The sequence below is a fragment of the Corynebacterium sp. HMSC074E01 genome, assembly GCF_001808885.1.
In the GTDB taxonomy this organism is placed as follows: Bacteria; Actinomycetota; Actinomycetes; order Mycobacteriales; family Mycobacteriaceae; genus Corynebacterium.
The window spans coordinates 26,873-42,256 of the sequence record NZ_KV794835.1 but is presented as its reverse complement, the minus strand read 5'-3'; the positions used below and the strand labels follow the sequence as shown (position 1 = coordinate 42,256).

Here is a 15,384-nt window from a genome sequence, read left to right as displayed (position 1 = left end):
CTTCTTTGCTCCCCTCGCAACGCGCAACGTCTGCATGCCTCCATCGACATGCTGGAGACATCTGACAAAAGGCGTCTGGCAAAAGGCATCTGCCATAAGGCGTTTTCACGGCTAAAAACGCCTTTTACTCATTGCAGATGGCGTTTTTGGACCCAAAGATGCCTTCTGCCAGATGCCTTTTGCGAGACGCCCTCCTGACTGAGGGCAATGTAGTGCGGAACAATCCCACCCCACCGCCGAACAGCACCAAGTAGTAGTATCAAGAATGACGTTGCTCACCCACCTATGTCCTAAGTCGGGTTAGAGGACCCAGTGCTCCCCCGGCGTGCAGCACGAACCTCGCGCAAGGCAAACAATCTACTCGAAAAGTTTTCGAGTAGATTGTTTTGCGCAGGTCAACCTCGAAAAATTCTTTTCGAGTAGCTTTCGAGTAGCTTTTCTAGCTGCCTCTAAGGGCGGGTCTGGCCGGTGCCCTGCAGCACCCACTTGGTGGACGTTAGCTCCGGCAGCGCCATCGGGCCGCGCGCGTGCAGCTTCTGGGTGGAGATGCCGATTTCAGCGCCCATGCCGTAGACCTCGCCATCGGTAAACGCGGTGGAGGCGTTGAGCATGACCGCTGCGGCATCCACCTCGTTAGCAAAGGTCAGCAGCACGTCAGCATCTTGGGCGGCAATGGCTTCGGTGTGGCCGGTGGTGTACTCGGCAATGTGCGCGATGGCGCCGTTGACACCATCGACCACCTTGGCGCAGATATCCATGGAGAGGAATTCTTCGCACCACTCCTCGTCGGTTGCCTCCACGGCGTCCTTGACACCGAAGGCCTCAAGCTCCTTCACATCGCCGTGGATGGTAACCCCTGCCTCCTGAAGGGAGGTGATGATGCGGAGCTTGGAGGCGTCGTCCAGCGCGGCGTCGATCAGAACGCCCTCCGTGGCATTGCACACCGAAGTGCGGCGGGTCTTGCCATTGATGACCATGTCGATGGCCTTGTCCAGGTCGGCGGAGGCATCAACATAGAAGTGGCAGTTGCCGGTACCGGTCTCGATGGCGGGGACGGTGGCGTTTTCCACGACGGCGTTGATAAGGCGCGCGCCGCCACGCGGGATGACCAGGTCCACCAGGCCGCGGGCGGTGATGAGGTCCTGCACAGAATCGTGGGTCTCACAGGGCAGAAGCTGCACGCCTTCGCGCGGCAGATCGAACTCCACGAGGGTGTCCTGGAGGAGCTCCACGAGCTTGGCGTTGGAGTTCTTCGCGGACTTGGAACCGCGCAGCAGCGGCACGTTGCCGGACTTGAGGGCCAAGCCGAAGGCATCGACGGTGACGTTCGGGCGGGCCTCGTAGACCATGCCCATTACACCGAGTGGCACACGAACCTGCTTCATCTGAATGCCGTTATCCATGGTGCGGCCCTGCAGGATCTCCCCCACCGGGTCCTGGAGGGAAGCTACCTGGCGCAGGCCGCCGGCAATGCCTTCGATGCGGTCGGCGTCCAGCGACAGGCGGTCGATGAGGGACTCGGACATACCGTTGGCGCGGCCGGCCTCGATATCAAGCTGGTTAGCAGCAAGGATATCCTCAGTGTGCGCGATGAGGTTCTCGGCAGCGCGGTTGAGGATTTCATTCTTGCGCGGGGTGGGCAGCTGCGCGAACTGTGGCGCCACCGCCTTGGCGGCGCGGGCTTTGGACAGAACTTCTTCACGTTCGGTGTTGCTCATGCCATACCAGCGTACGGAAGGTCTGCCCGCTTGTCAGGGATTCTGTGCAGCTATGGGTTCTTAATGAGCGCCAGTTTTAGGCCCCAAGTTCGCGGCGGCGCTCCGCCGCGGCACGCAGGCGCTCGGCGCGCTTTTTCTTTTCCCCTTCGGAAAGCTCATCGAAGAGTTCTTCATCCGACTCGCTGAACTTCAGTACCCCGCGCGCAGCCCAGGAAGCGAAGAACGCGATGACGGGCGAGATCCAGAAATAGCTCCAGTCGAAGACAAAAAGCCCAAGGAAGAGGGCGATCATCGCCACCGACCAGATGACGGAATCCACTATCTGCACCTTGCGCCCGCGGGAGAGCATATCCTCCAGCTCCGCCTCGTGGCGGGTGGCGGGTGCCGAAGCACGTGGGGTGGAAAGCTCCGGCAGGTCCGCAAAGAGCTTTTCGACGTCTCCGCGCGTGCGCGCCGCGGCAGCCTCGCCGGTGCGCTGCTCAAATTCATCGGGACCCAACGCACCGTTGACGAAGTGCTGGCTCAGTTGCTCCAGGGCCTCAGAGCGCTCCGCATCACCAACACGGATATCGGGGTTCTCCATTAGTAGCCTGCCTTCGGGTCAACCAGAGTAGGCAGCTTGTCCCCCGCCGCGAAAGCCTTGGCCACCTTGATGGTGTGCGCGCCAATCTTCTCGCGCACGGAGCGCTGCGTATTAGCAATGTGTGGGGTGATAACCACGCGCTTATCCTGCCACAGCGGGTGGTCCTCCGGCAGCGGTTCAGGGTCGGTGACGTCGAGTGCCGCACCCGCGATTTCGCCTGCCTCCAGTGCCGCGACGAGGTCCTCCGTCTTGATGAGCGGTCCGCGGCCCACGTTGACCACGACCGCGTGATCCGGCATCTGCTTAAATGCCTCCGCGTCCACCATGTGACGGGTCTCCGGGGTCAGCGGGGCGATGAGCACGAAGTAGTCTGCTTGCGGCCAGACCTTGTCGACCTGGGAAATCGGGTAAGTCTCCTCCGCGCCCTCGACCGGGTTGCCGGAGCGGTTGACCGCAATGATGCGCGGCCCAAAACCGGAGAGCATGCTGATCAGACGCTTGCCAATGCCACCGGCACCAATAATGGCCACCGTCTTATCGTCGTAGAGGTAGGAGGTGTGGGCCTCCATGTCCGCATAGGAATCGAACGTGCCGTTGACTCGGCGGTGCGCATGCAGCTGCGCCAGGAGCAGCGCGATAGTGGATTCCGCCACCGTGTTGTCATAGACCCCGGCGGCGTTTGACCACGGCACGCTGCTCCCCTTCATTGCGTCGAGCACGTGATCCACGCCCGCCGAGGGAATCTGCACAAAACCGATGTTCTCCAGCAGCGGGTCCGGGAAATCAGTGCCGTTGCCGGTGTAGATGAGGAAGGAGGCCTCATCAAGCGGGGCGCGCTCAAAGCCCGCGGCGTCAAGCACCTTGATGGTTTCCTCCCAGGGGTGCGGTTCGATGGCGTACTTCATGCATATCCTCCTTAACTAGTAGCCGGCGTCCGGGTCGACGCGCGTGGGCATGTCCTCGCCGCGCTCCCACGCGGCGGCGTTGGCATTGAAGATAGCACCCAGGTGGTACTGGGCCACGTGATCCGAGGCCGCCATGTGCGGCGTCAGGGTGGCGTTGGGCAGATCGTAGAGCGGGTGGCCATCCGGAAGCGGCTCCGGGTCCATGACCTCGAGGCCCGCTCCCGCGATCTCGCCCGTGCGCAGTGCGTCCACGAGATCATCAGTGACTACGGTGCTGCCGCGGCCGACGTTGATAAACACCGCCGAGCGCTTCATGGCGCGGAACACGGCTGCGTCGAAGAAGGCTTCCGTGGCGCTCGTCGCCGGCAGGATGCTCACCACGAAATCCGCTTCAGACCAGGCCTCGTCGACGCGCTCGATGGGCAGCGTCACGTCTGCGCCATCCACTGGGCGGCCCGAGCGGTTCACCGCAGTGATATGCGCGCCGAAGGGCGCGAGGTAGGCCATGAGCTGCGTGCCGATTCCTCCCGCGCCCACGATGAGCACTCGCGTAGGCCCCTGTTGGTCATAGAGCCAAGCCTGGGATTCATCGAGCTGACGCGCCACCGACCACGACTTCGCCAGCGCGAAAGCCTTGTGGTGGTGCGCCTGGGAGAGCATCAACCCCAGCGCGGATTCCGCCACGGGTTTGGCAAAAGCGCCCGCGGAGTTGCACCACGGCAGGCCATCGCGCCGGATGAGCCCGGCCTCGATATGGCGGTTCACCCCAGTGAAGCAGTATTGCACCCACTGGATGTTCTCCGGAATCTCCGGGGTCTGCGCCGGATCGGAGGCGGTGTTCACAAAGACCTCCGCCTCCTCCAAACTGCCGACGCGCTCGTGCCCAGCAGCGTCGATATCTGCCACGGTCGCTGCCCACACATCGGGGCCCATGAAATAACGCATCAAATTCGGGAGGCGAAATTGGACAGGTAATCAGCGTGGACAACGGGACGGCGCATGTCCTCCGGGAGCTCCTCGGTGTGCTTGCCCAGAAGGTTGCGCAGCGTGGCGGAGTCATAGCCCACCTCACCGCGGCCGATGACCTGCCCCTTGGGTCCCAAAATGTCCACGATCTCTCCGGCGCTGAACTCACCCTTGATATCCGTGATGCCCACGGCCAGCAGGGAGTTTCCGCCGCGAACCACGGCCTCCATGGCGCCCTCGTCGAGGCGCAAGGAGCCGCCGGTATCCGCGCAGTAGAGCGCCCAGAACTTCCATGCGGACAGGCGGCGCTCCTCGCGGGTGTGGAAAACGGTGCCGACGGAGGCGTCGTCAAGCGCCTGCCCGATGTTATCGGCCGAGGTCAGCAGCACGGGAATGCCGCCGCGCGTGGCCAGGCGGGCAGCCGAGACCTTCGTGGCCATGCCGCCGGTGCCGACCTTGCCGCCATCGCCGGCAACGACCGCCTTGAGGTCCTTGCCGGTGCGCACCTCCTCCACGAACTTGGCATCGGGCTCCGCCGGGTTCTTGTCATAGAGACCGTCCACGTCGGAGAAGAGGAAGAGAGCATCCGCGCCGACCAAGTTGGCCACGAGCGCAGACAGGCGGTCGTTGTCACCGAAGTGCATCTCGGAGGTCGCGACGGTGTCGTTCTCGTTGACGATGGGCACCGTGCGCATCTGGCGCAGGCGGTCAATGGTGCGCTGGGCATTGCGTGCGCGATCGCGCTTGCCGACGTCCGACGCAGTCAGCAGCACCTGCCCAATGGTGCGGTTATAGCGAGCAAAGGACACGCCCCACTCGTAGGCGAGGTGGACCTGGCCCACCGCGGCGGCTGCCTGCTTGGTAGCCAAGTCGGTGGGGCGCGTGGTCAGGCCCAGCGGGCCCATGCCCGCAGCCACCGCACCAGAGGAGACGATAATGATGTCCGAGACATTCATGCGGGCGCACACGGCATCGACGATCTTGTCAATCTTCTCCGTCGAGGTCACGAAGTCATCGCGCGTCAGCGAGGAGGAGCCGATCTTGATGACGATGCGCTTGGCTTTGGAGATCTCCTCACGCAGGGGTGAGGAGAAGCCGCTGGATTTTTCCGACAGCGTGGTCGTTTCCGGATAGTCCATATCCGGGGTTGGCCCCTCAAAGGGTTCGAGGGGAAGAGGATAGTCGATCTGGTTGTCGTGTTCGGATGACATACCGGCTCAGTATACCGGGCTAGCCCTGCCAGCGATCGCGGTTTGCGGACTCGCGCGTAACCTCCCCATCGGTACCAAAGTCAAACTCGTCGACGAGACCGCGGCGTGCCTGGGAAGCGCGTTTACGCTCGGCAGCCGAGACTCGCTCGGTGCTCATGAGGCGGCCATCCTGTCCGCGGCCAGCATCAGTCGCGCGGCCACCAGCCATGGGCTCATACTCGAAGGTGATGTCCCCGATGGTCACCGGGCAGCCTTCCTCCGCGCCCTGGCGGTGCAGTTCCTCTTCGACGCCGGCCTTCGCCAGACGGTCTGCGAGGTAGCCCACGGCCTCGTCGTTTTCGAAGTCGGTCTGGCGAATCCAGCGGTCGATCTTGTCGCCCTCGACGATGAATCCGCCCTCCACCTCGGGGTCTGGGGTGACGGTGAAGTCGGCGAACCTGCCCTTCTTTTTCTTGCCCACGGACTTGGGCTGAATGATGGTGTGGTTCTTGTCCGCGGCGACCTTGGGCTGGGACTTGCGGTGCTCGTTGACCATCTCCATGAGCTTGTATTTGAGTGGGTCGAGGCCCTTGCGCGCGACGGCGGAGATGATGAAAACCGGCCAGCCGTACTTCTCCTCGAGGTCCTCCTTGACGAACTCCGCCAGCTCTTCGGCTTCGGGGATATCTGCCTTGTTGAGGATGATGACGCGTGGGCGCTCGCGCAGATCACCCAGGCCGGTGTCCTGCTCGAGCAGTTCTTGGTACTTGGCCAGCTCGGTTTCAAGAGCCTCGATATCCGAGAGCGGATCGCGGCCGGGCTCGATGGAGGCGGTATCTACCACGTGCGCGAGCACGGCGGTGCGCTCGATGTGGCGCAGGAAGTCGAGTCCCAAACCCTTGCCCTCGGCGGCACCGGGGATCAGACCCGGAACATCCGCCATGGTGAAGGACTCATGGCCCATGTCCACCACGCCCAGATTGGGTTGGAGGGTGGTGAAAGGATAGTCGCCAATCTTTGGCTTGGCCGCCGAGAGGACCGAAATGAGCGAGGACTTACCCGCGGAAGGAAAGCCGACGAGGCCGACGTCCGCCATGGACTTCAGCTCCAGGATGAGATCGCGCGCCTCGCCCGGCTCGCCCTGGAGGGCGAAGCCCGGGGCCTTGCGGGCTGCGGAGGCCAGTGCTGCGTTGCCGAGTCCACCGAAGCCGCCCTCCGCGGCCACGAAGCGGGTTCCCGGGACCGTGAGGTCCGCGAGCATCTCCCCATCCTCGGTATAGACCACGGTGCCTGCCGGCACCTCCAGAATGAGGTCCTTGCCGCGCGCACCGTTACGCCAGTCGCCAGCACCGTTGCCGCCGCGCTCGGACTTGATGTGCGGGCGGTAGTGAAAGTCCATCAGTGTGTGGATCTGGGTTGAGACCTCCAGCAGGATGTCTCCACCGTGGCCGCCGTTGCCGCCATCGGGCCCGCCGAGCGGCTTGAACTTTTCGCGGTGAACGGAGGCGCAGCCATGTCCGCCGTCGCCTGCCTGCAGGTGCAAAACCACTCGGTCAATGAATCGTGCCATGCCCGCTAGTCTAACGGTTCCTGGCATACCGTCCTAGTTGAATGCTGCCGGGGATCTGAAGCAACGCCCCTTTAGTTTTCTCCACGCTCCCCCACCACGCCGGACGCGTGAAAACGACAAAATCCCGAGCAAAAAGCTCGGGATTAAGCCATGAAGCTCTTAGGCAGTAGCTTCTGCAGCGGCCTCTTCAGCCGGAACAATGTTGACCAGACGACGTCCACGCTTGACGCCGAACTCAACAGAACCTGCAGCGAGAGCGAACAGGGTATCGTCGCCGCCGCGACCAACGTTCTCACCCGGGTGGAACTTGGTGCCGCGCTGACGCACGATGATCTCGCCGGCCTTAACCTGCTGACCACCGAAGCGCTTGACGCCGAGACGCTTGGACTCGGAATCGCGACCGTTGCTGGAGCTGGAAGCACCCTTCTTGTGTGCCATGTGGTTTCCCCTCCTTCAGGGATGAATTAGTGCCGGTTAAGGCTTACTTGATACCGGTAATCTTCAGCGTGGTCACCGGCTGACGGTGACCGAGGCGACGCTTGTAACCAGTCTTGTTCTTGTACTTGAGGATGTCGATCTTCGGGCCCTTGCCCTGCTCGACAATTTCAGCGGAGACGGAGACCTTCTCCAGGTCTGCAGCCTTCGACTTGACGGTTGCGCCATCGACGAGCAGAACCGGGGTGAGAGCAACGGAGGAACCCGGCTCACCCTCGATCTTCTCGACCTTGACGAGGTCACCTTCAGCAACCTTGTACTGCTTTCCGCCGGTCTTGACGATCGCGTACATAGAGGGCTACCCCTTATCTAAACTCGGCTCGCTAGCAGCTGGGTGGTGCCGCTAGCGAATGGACATTGGACAATTGCGTTCAGATCATAAGCCGCGAGAGACGCGCGAAAACCGCGTTCGTCCCATCCAGCGCATTCATGGTCTAAACAGCGACTGTCAAAGACTACCCCGTGAGGGGGCGAAAAGGCAAAACGCCTTTTCTAGCGCGACCTGCGCCGTGTCACACGACGCCTCCCGCGCCCACCCCTACGTGTCGTCGGCGCGCCGGTCCGTGCGGCGCCCTCGCGCTCCTTCGCCTCGGTGCTGCGCTCCACGTGCGTGCCACGTTCATTCGGAGTTTGGGCGGAGTGGCTCTGCGCCATCTTGCGCACCACTCGGCGGCGGCCCCGTCCGCGGGAAGTACGCGCGTTTGTGCTTACACCGGAGTCCGCGTTCTTTCGCTCAGCCTTGCCCTCCTTCTTAGAGGTAGCCAGCTGGGCGTCCTTAGCCGGAGCCTCCTCCTGTGCGAAGTCTTCGCGCTTCGGGCGAATATCCGAGCGGGAGTTTCCGCGTGTGCGGCGCTTGCGACGCGGTGAGTTCTCGAAGGCCGATACGGCCTCCTCGTAGGTCTGCTCCGAGCGCTGCGCGGAGGATTTTTCCGCTTCAGCGTTGTTAGCGTTCCTATCCTGCTTCTCCTGCTGTGCGCGTGGGTCTTCGCTTATTTCCTCGCGCTGCGGTTCCTGGAAGGTACGCGTTGCCCGGCGCGGCTTGCGCGAGCGCTTCTGCTTTGACTTCGGCCTCGAACGCTGTGCTTCCAGACTTTCCGCTACGGCATAACCAATGGACGCGCTATCCGGCGTATCCGTGTCATCTTCATCGACAACGACCACGCTGGCCACGAGCTCTTCCAGTGAGGATTCCTCGTCACGCGCCGCTTCTTCGTTATCAGCCTGGGAAACCTCGTGCTCAGACGGTGTGTCCTCGTCATGGCGGTGCATGCGGACGGCTGCCGGGTGTTTCTTTGGATCCCGCTGCGGTGCGCGGCGTTCCTTCCGAGCATGGCGCTGCGGCTTCGAGTTCTCTTCCTCGGTGTCCTCATCAACCGGGTAGTCGTGGATGATGATTCCTCGGCCGTGGCAGGCCTCGCACTCGGTGGAGAAAGTCTCGATGAGGCCGGTGCCCACGCGCTTGCGCGTCATCTGCACCAAGCCCAGTGAGGTCACCTCGGAAACCTGGTGGCGAGTCCGGTCACGCCCCAATGCTTCCTTGAGGCGGCGCAGCACCAAGTCTTGGTTCTCCGGCAGGACCATATCGATGAAGTCCACGACGATCATGCCACCGATATCGCGCAGGCGCATCTGACGCACGATCTCCTCGGCTGCTTCGAGGTTATTGCGCGTCACCGTCTCCTCGAGGTTGCCACCGGAGCCGGTGAACTTGCCGGTATTGACGTCGATGACCGTCATAGCCTCCGTACGGTCAATAACGAGCGTGCCGCCCGACGGCAACCAGACCTTGCGGCCGAGAGCCTTCTGCAGCTGCTCATCGATGCGGTAGGAGCTGAAGGCATCCTCACCATCGTGCTCGCGCGCGTCATAGCGCACCACGCGGTCGGCCAAGTCATGCGCCATGGAATCCACGTAGGCGCTGACCGTGTTGTAGGAACGCTTACCATCCACCACCAAGGTACTGAAGTCCTCATTAAAGAGGTCGCGCACCACCTTGATGAGCAAATCCGGCTCTTCATACAGGGTGACCGGCTTGGCGCCCTTCGTTGCCTTTTCATGCGCGGCGCGGGCGCTGATGTCCTCCCACAGGGAGTGCAGGCGGTTGACGTCGGAGGCAATGTCCTCCTCCGACACGTTTTCCGCGGCCGTGCGGATGATGGCGCCGCCATCTCCTGGGATGACGCGCTCCAGGATTCCCTTGAGGCGCTTGCGCTCCGGTGCCGGCAGCTTGCGGGAGATTCCCGCGCTGCGCCCGCCGGGCACGTACACCAGGAAGCGACCGGCCAGGGAAATCTGGGTGGTCAAACGCGCGCCCTTATGACCGATGGGGTCCTTGGCCACCTGGACGAGAACCTGATCACCAGACTTCAAGGCGTTTTCTACCTTGCGGCTGCGCCCGCCAATCCCCAAGGCGCGCCAGTCGATGTCGCCCGCGTACAGCACGCCGTTTCGGCCCTGTCCAATATCGACGAAGGCCGCCTCCATCGAAGGCAAGACATTCTGCACACGGCCCAAGTAGATATTGCCTATCTGGGAAGGGTGCGTTTCGGTCGTGACGAAGTGCTCGACCAAAAGGTCATCCTCCAACACACCAACCTGCGTGATGATGCCCGCGCCGTCGGTGCGCTGCTTATCGCGCACCACCATGGTGCGCTCGACCGATTCGCGGCGCGCCAAGAACTCCGCTTGGGAGACAATGTGCTGGCGCTCCCGTCCCTTCTCCCGCAACTCCGCGCGGCGACGGCGCTGTGCCTCGATACGGGTCGAGCCCTTAATCGCCTTCGGCTCTTCGATGTGCTCGACTTCCTCACGGGCGGGCCCACGGCCTTCTGCCCCGCGGCCACGGGAGGTGCCGCGGCTGCCACGCCGGCGACCGCGCGGCTGGCTTAGCGGCGCTGCATCCTCTTCGGTCTCTTCCTCGCGTACTTCCGGCTTCTGGCGCTTGGCTGGCGGCGTGATCTTCGGCGCCATGAAGACTGGCGCAAAGTCGTACACGTCCGGGTCTTCCTCCGCCATCGGGGTAATCAGCGGGGTGAGGTCATCTTCCTCGTCGCTTTCGCCGGCCTCAGCGAGCGCCTCGTGCAGCATTTCTGCATCGACCTTGTCGACGATCTGCGAAATCTCGTTATCAACGTTCTTACGAACGCGCTCGCGCAGCTTCTCTTCTTCCTCGCTCAGCTGCTCCGGCTCCGCAGTCTGTACCGGCGTGACTTCCCGGGACTCCCCCGCGCCATCCGGTTGCGCCGCAGACTCTTCCGGTGCAGGTTCCTCTGCCTGCTCCTTCGACTCAGCCTTCTTGCCTGCCTTGCTCACGCGCTTGACCGCACGCTTGGTCCGCTTCTTCTTGACGGTCTTCTCTGGCTTGTCCTCTGCCGGAACCTCCGGCTGGTCAGCATCGTCGACCTGAGCTGCCGACTGGTCGGCGTCCTCGGCTGCGGCCTGCTCGGGGGCTTCGGTGGCGGGCGCGAGGGCGTCGATAAGCTGGCCCACCTCTTGCGGTGTCAGCGAAGACTGCGCGGACTTCTTGATTCCCATCTCCGCAAACTGAGCCACCAACTCCTTGGAGGCCACACCCAGCTGCTTTGCCAAAGCATAAAGGCGGGTCTTGGGTGCGAGCGCCTCGCGGTCAATCCCCGCTACAGCTGCGGCCAGCGTCGATTCAGTGCGTACTTCTTCTGTTTTCTTCTTGGATGCCATCAGTGGCTAATCTCCTGAGGTTGTGCTCACCCCGGGCGCAGGTTGCCGCCACACGGTAGTGAGTCTTTGAAAAAATTCTCTTCGTCTTTATTAAGTTGTCAGCGCCTTCCATTCTGGCACAGAGCTCGAACGAGGCTCACATGTTAGTATCGCCGCTATGCCCGATAGCGCGCCCACAAACACACCGGCAGAGCGGAAATTGCCTGAACCGGCACCACGTACTGTGGCCCAGGCGCGCGCCCGGAACGAGATTGCGCTACAGGATATTGTCACCGTGGCCGTGCCCGCGGGCATCGCCTCCGGCCTTCGCGTCGTTGACTTCCCTTATCCCTACGCGGTTCCGGTCTACGGGGTGCTCATCATGGTGATGCTCTACGGAGCCTTCCGCATCATTCGCAGCGAGCCAAAGTTCGTCCAAGCTGCGCAAGAAGAGTACCGGGCGGGCGATTACCCTCTTCTCGCCTACTTTCTACCGGTGCTTGCTATCTTCTCCCCTCTCATCACTGAGGGAATTAAGTCCACCGGGATTATCGGCGATATCTCACCCAACCCCATCCTTATCGCCGCTGGACTTACTGCCTTCTCCATCCCCGCGTTCATCTTCGGCGGCCGTGCGTTCGGCACAACCTCCTACCGAGTGGGCAGGCGCCGCATCAAGGCGATCACCGAACAAGGAAGCCTCGAAGGCGTCACTCAAGCGAGCATCGCCGCGGTAGAAACTCACCCGGAAGTCCTCAGCGGGCTGGTCGCCGCCGGCGCAGTCACTGGCAATACCACCTCCATCTCTGAGCTGGGGCGGCTGATCGGCTACGAGGAGGGGCTCGAAGAAGAACTCCGTGAACTCGAAGCAGCCGGCGTGGTGAAGCTGCCTGGTTTCATCAAGTGGAGTGGTGAGCGGACCTTTAACATCACTCTGACCGAATCCGGCGTGCGCAGCATGGACGCTGCACGCACGCGCTAGCGCGGAAGAGTGTCATCTCCTGGGAAGAGTTTCGGACCAATCCACAGCATGAAATAGACCAAACCAACGAGGACTGGGATCTCAACAAGGGGACCAATCGTTCCGGCAAGGGCTTGAGCAGACATCGCTCCGAAGGTGCCGATGGATACCGCAATAGCAAGCTCAAAGTTATTTCCTGCTGCAGTGAACGCCACGCTGGCAGACTGCGCGTAATTCATGCCAACGGCCTTTGCTACGCCCAGCGACAGCACAAACATGCCCACGAAGTAGATAACCAGCGGCACGGCCACGCGCACTACCGTTGCTGGCTGCTCCACAATGTGCTCGCCCTGCAGGGAAAAGAGCAACACAATTGTGTACAGCAGACCAATCATGGCCAGGGGCGATACGGCTGGGAGGAAGCGGTTCTAAAACCATTCCCGTCCTTTTACCTTTTCGCCCCACACGCGAGACAGCGCACCCAACAGGAACGGTATGCCCAAGAAGACGAGTACGGCCTTGACGATGGCCCAGAAGGAAAAGTCAGCGCTCGTCGTGTCCAGTCCCAGCCATCCGGGGAGGACGCGCAGGTAGAACCAGCCCAGAACACCAAACATAGCGACCTGGAAGATGGAGTTCAGGGCGACAAGCACAGCCGTTGCCTCGCGGTCAGCGCATGAGAGGTCCGACCACACAAGCACCATGGCGATACAGCGAGCAAGGCCCACGATGATGAGGCCGGTGCGCAGCTCCGGCTGGTCCGCCAAGAACAGCCACGCCAGGGTAAACATAAACGCCGGCCCCACCAGCCAGTTGAGGACGAGCGATACCGCCATGAGGCGGCCATCCGTGGCAATTTCCTTGGTCTTCTCGTAGCGAACCTTGGCCAAGGGTGGGTACATCATGACGAGGAGACCAATGGCGATCGGAATGGAAATCCCGCCGATTTCAACGGCGCCCAAGGCTTGGCCAATCCCGGGAATGAAGTGGCCAATGAGCAGTCCGGCAGCCATCGCCAGAATGATCCACATGGGTAAAAATCGATCAAGAAAAGACAACGTCGGGCGCTGCGACACGGCCATGCCTCTCCCTCCTTCAAGGTTGAACAGAGCACGATACGAACATGCAATGTACAGCACGTATTGATACACGTCAATATAACGTAGGGTGCAAGGATAACCCCTATACTGATCGCATGGCTTCCTCTTCCACGCCCGAAACCAGCGCGCCCAGCACTGAGTGTTGCTCCTTAAGCACAGGCCCGCTCAGCGACGCCGAGGCGAGGCATTTTTCGCAGCAATTCAAAGTGCTGGCAGACCCTGCCCGCCTGCGTCTTTTGTCCATCCTGTGTGATGAAGGCTGTGGGCCCATGAGTGTCACGGAACTCACCGAGCTCACTGCGCTGAGTCAGCCCACGGTCTCGCACCACCTAGCGCGCCTGCGGGAAGCCGGCTTGCTATCCAGACAGCAATGCGGCCGCACCGTCACCCATCAGGTGCACAAAGACGCTTTTGCGGCCTTGCGCACGCTGCTGTCGTTCGACTAACCGGTACCTGATCGGATCTGCGCTCGAGCACACAGGACGGGTTCGGGGTAAGGGGCAGAAATAACAAAGGCCCGAGCGCTATGCTCGGGCCTTATTGCGCGCTAGGTGCGATGAACTTCTTAGAGGTTCGGGAACCAGATGGAGATCTCGCGCTCAGCGGACTCCGGGGAGTCGGAACCGTGGACAACGTTCTCGCCAACGGTCAGAGCGAAGTCACCGCGGATGGTGCCCGGGGTGGCCTTCTCAACCGGGTGGGTGCCACCGGCCAGCTGACGCCATGCGGCAATAGCGGACTCGCCCTCGACGATGCCAGCAACCAGCGGCGCAGAGGTGATGAAGTCAACGAGCTCGCCGAAGAAAGGCTTGTCCTCGTGCTCGGCGTAGTGCTTCTTGGCGGTCTCCTCGTCGGCGACGCGCAGATCCATGGCGACGAGCTTCAGGCCCTTGCGCTCGATGCGGGAGATGATCTCGCCCACGTGGCCGTTCTTGACGCCATCCGGCTTGATGAGAATGAGTGTACGTTCAGTCATAGGGCACATAGTACAGAACAGGTGCTCCCTCGTCCCGACAGTGGGCCAATAATTAAGCGCTACGTGAGATGTTGCACGATTTCCTCCGCGCGCTCATGGCTCGTGCCACGAAACCACAACTGCACTTGGCGCACCGCCGTGCCGTACTGGCCGCTGTCTAGCAGGCTTTTCAGCTCCTCGCGATGCCACTCTTCCAGATCCGCAAACTCCACCGGCCGCTCATCGCGCTGCTGCTTGAGCATGCCAACAACAAGGAAGACGAAAGCCGGAATCAGCAATGCGAGCGGAAACGCGAAGCCACCAAAGTACAGTTTGGCCACGAGTGCGGCGATGCACAGCAGTGCGGAAAGACCGTAGAGCAGAAAGAGCATGCCCGTTAGTCTAGCGCGTTGAGAATCGACTGCAGCCAGACACGAGAGCTCATGAGCAGGCGCTTTGCCGCCGCAGTATGGGGAGCCCACAGCTCGAAGGCATGCACCCCGCCGTCGATGACCTCGCACTGTGTAGGCACGCCAGCAGCTTTCAGGCGCTCGGCGTAATCCACGATTTCGCCGTAGAAAAGCTCGCTGCTGCCCGCGTACAGCCACGCCGGCGGTAGGCCAGACAGATCCGCGCGGCGGCCGGGCACGGCATAGGGGGCGTCCGGGTTGCCGTTGACGTAGTAGCGCCAAGCCTGTGCGTTGGAGTCCGCGTCCCAGATGGGGTTGCGGTCGGTGGAGGCTGTGCGGTCATCGAGCATCGGGCAGAACAACCACTGCCCTGCTGGTTGAACCCCGCCTTCATCGTGGAGGCGTTGGCACAGTGCCGCGGCGAGCCCTCCCCCGGCGCTCTGCCCGCCGATAACAATCCGATCCTGGCTGATTCCCAGCTCTTCCGCATGCGTGAGGAGCCAGTGGTGGGCCGAGTGGACGTCGTCAAGCGCGGCCGGATAAGGGTTCTCCGGGGCGAAGCGGTAGCGTGGCGCGACAACGGCGACTCCAACCTCCGCGGCCGTCTCCTTGAGGTGTTTGACGTCCTGGCGCGGATGCCCCATGAGCAGCCCGCCACCGTGGATCCACAACACAGCGCCGCGCGGTTTCTCCGGGCTATAGATAGTCGCGTGGATTTCGGCGTTCTTCACCCGCCGCGTGCGCACGCCCTGGATTAAGGGCGCGGGCCACAGCGCTGGCATGATGCGCCCGGCGCGGCGGATCAGCGGGTTGGTCGGATCCCACAAAGACATGAATACCGCTCCCGCGCGCAGCT

Annotated in this window: 14 protein-coding genes and 1 pseudogene; 2 read left to right on the top strand and 13 right to left on the bottom strand. The window is 62.2% G+C overall.

The genetic code is table 11. The features are described from left to right. Positions 1-449 precede the first annotated feature (449 nt). From HMPREF2537_RS03955 to HMPREF2537_RS03915, 9 genes are all read right to left on the bottom strand, one after another. Positions 450-1,718 (bottom strand): glutamate-5-semialdehyde dehydrogenase, encoded by a 1,269-nt coding sequence (locus HMPREF2537_RS03955; RefSeq protein WP_070525725.1) that lies wholly within the window; start codon positions 1,716-1,718, stop codon positions 450-452. A 76-nt stretch (positions 1,719-1,794) separates the two neighbouring features. Continuing rightward, on the bottom strand, positions 1,795-2,301 hold the full coding sequence (locus tag HMPREF2537_RS03950; protein WP_070525723.1) for a DUF1707 SHOCT-like domain-containing protein: 507 nt from the start codon (positions 2,299-2,301) through the stop codon (positions 1,795-1,797). Next, on the bottom strand, positions 2,301-3,206 hold the full coding sequence (locus tag HMPREF2537_RS03945) for a D-isomer specific 2-hydroxyacid dehydrogenase family protein (RefSeq protein ID WP_070525721.1): 906 nt from the start codon (positions 3,204-3,206) through the stop codon (positions 2,301-2,303). The genes HMPREF2537_RS03950 and HMPREF2537_RS03945 overlap by 1 nt, the downstream gene beginning before the upstream one ends. A 15-nt stretch (positions 3,207-3,221) precedes the next feature. Next, positions 3,222-4,151, bottom strand: a complete 930-nt coding sequence (locus HMPREF2537_RS03940; protein WP_070525719.1) for a D-isomer specific 2-hydroxyacid dehydrogenase family protein — start codon at positions 4,149-4,151, stop codon at positions 3,222-3,224. Then, positions 4,151-5,311, bottom strand: a complete 1,161-nt coding sequence (gene proB / locus HMPREF2537_RS03935; protein ID WP_246820232.1) for a glutamate 5-kinase — start codon at positions 5,309-5,311, stop codon at positions 4,151-4,153. The genes HMPREF2537_RS03940 and proB overlap by 1 nt, the downstream gene beginning before the upstream one ends. Before the next feature lie 91 nt (positions 5,312-5,402). Then, on the bottom strand, positions 5,403-6,932 hold the full coding sequence (gene obgE, locus HMPREF2537_RS03930) for a GTPase ObgE (RefSeq protein ID WP_070525715.1): 1,530 nt from the start codon (positions 6,930-6,932) through the stop codon (positions 5,403-5,405). A gap of 159 nt (positions 6,933-7,091) precedes the next feature. Next, complete coding sequence (gene rpmA, locus HMPREF2537_RS03925) at positions 7,092-7,370, bottom strand: 50S ribosomal protein L27 (RefSeq protein ID WP_010190882.1); 279 nt, start codon at positions 7,368-7,370, stop codon at positions 7,092-7,094. A gap of 43 nt (positions 7,371-7,413) precedes the next feature. After that, positions 7,414-7,719, bottom strand: coding sequence for a 50S ribosomal protein L21 (gene rplU / locus HMPREF2537_RS03920; RefSeq protein ID WP_010190885.1), 306 nt, complete (start codon positions 7,717-7,719; stop codon positions 7,414-7,416). 200 nt (positions 7,720-7,919) lie between these two features. Beyond that, entirely contained in the window at positions 7,920-11,123 is a 3,204-nt protein-coding gene (locus HMPREF2537_RS03915) for a translation initiation factor IF-2 N-terminal domain-containing protein (RefSeq protein ID WP_070525713.1), read from the bottom strand. Between the two features lie 157 nt (positions 11,124-11,280). Here HMPREF2537_RS03915 and HMPREF2537_RS03910 point away from each other — a divergent pair, with 157 nt between their 5' ends. Then, on the top strand, positions 11,281-12,084 hold the full coding sequence (locus HMPREF2537_RS03910; protein ID WP_246818757.1) for a hypothetical protein: 804 nt from the start codon (positions 11,281-11,283) through the stop codon (positions 12,082-12,084). Here HMPREF2537_RS03910 and arsB read toward each other — a convergent pair. Then, positions 12,081-13,145 (bottom strand): annotated as a pseudogene (arsB, locus tag HMPREF2537_RS03905) (ACR3 family arsenite efflux transporter). The gene HMPREF2537_RS03910 and the pseudogene arsB sit on opposite strands and share 4 nt — an antisense overlap. A 113-nt stretch (positions 13,146-13,258) precedes the next feature. On the opposite strand from arsB, the gene HMPREF2537_RS03900 reads away from it, so the two are divergent. Then, positions 13,259-13,609, top strand: a complete 351-nt coding sequence (locus HMPREF2537_RS03900; RefSeq protein ID WP_046648980.1) for an ArsR/SmtB family transcription factor — start codon at positions 13,259-13,261, stop codon at positions 13,607-13,609. A 119-nt stretch (positions 13,610-13,728) separates the two neighbouring features. Here the strand turns inward: HMPREF2537_RS03900 and ndk are convergent, their stop codons facing one another. Genes ndk through HMPREF2537_RS03885 form a run of 3 tightly spaced genes read right to left on the bottom strand, consistent with a single transcriptional unit; the run spans position 13,729 to position 15,361 of the window. Then, positions 13,729-14,139 carry a nucleoside-diphosphate kinase gene (gene ndk, locus HMPREF2537_RS03895; protein WP_039676402.1) on the bottom strand — a complete coding sequence of 137 codons (411 nt, stop codon included), beginning with the start codon at positions 14,137-14,139 and terminating at the stop codon, positions 13,729-13,731. 59 nt (positions 14,140-14,198) lie between these two features. Beyond that, positions 14,199-14,510, bottom strand: a complete 312-nt coding sequence (locus HMPREF2537_RS03890) for a hypothetical protein (RefSeq protein WP_070525709.1) — start codon at positions 14,508-14,510, stop codon at positions 14,199-14,201. Positions 14,511-14,515: 5 nt separating this feature from the next. Continuing rightward, entirely contained in the window at positions 14,516-15,361 is an 846-nt protein-coding gene (locus HMPREF2537_RS03885; RefSeq protein WP_070525748.1) for an alpha/beta hydrolase, read from the bottom strand. Positions 15,362-15,384: the final 23 nt, after the last annotated feature.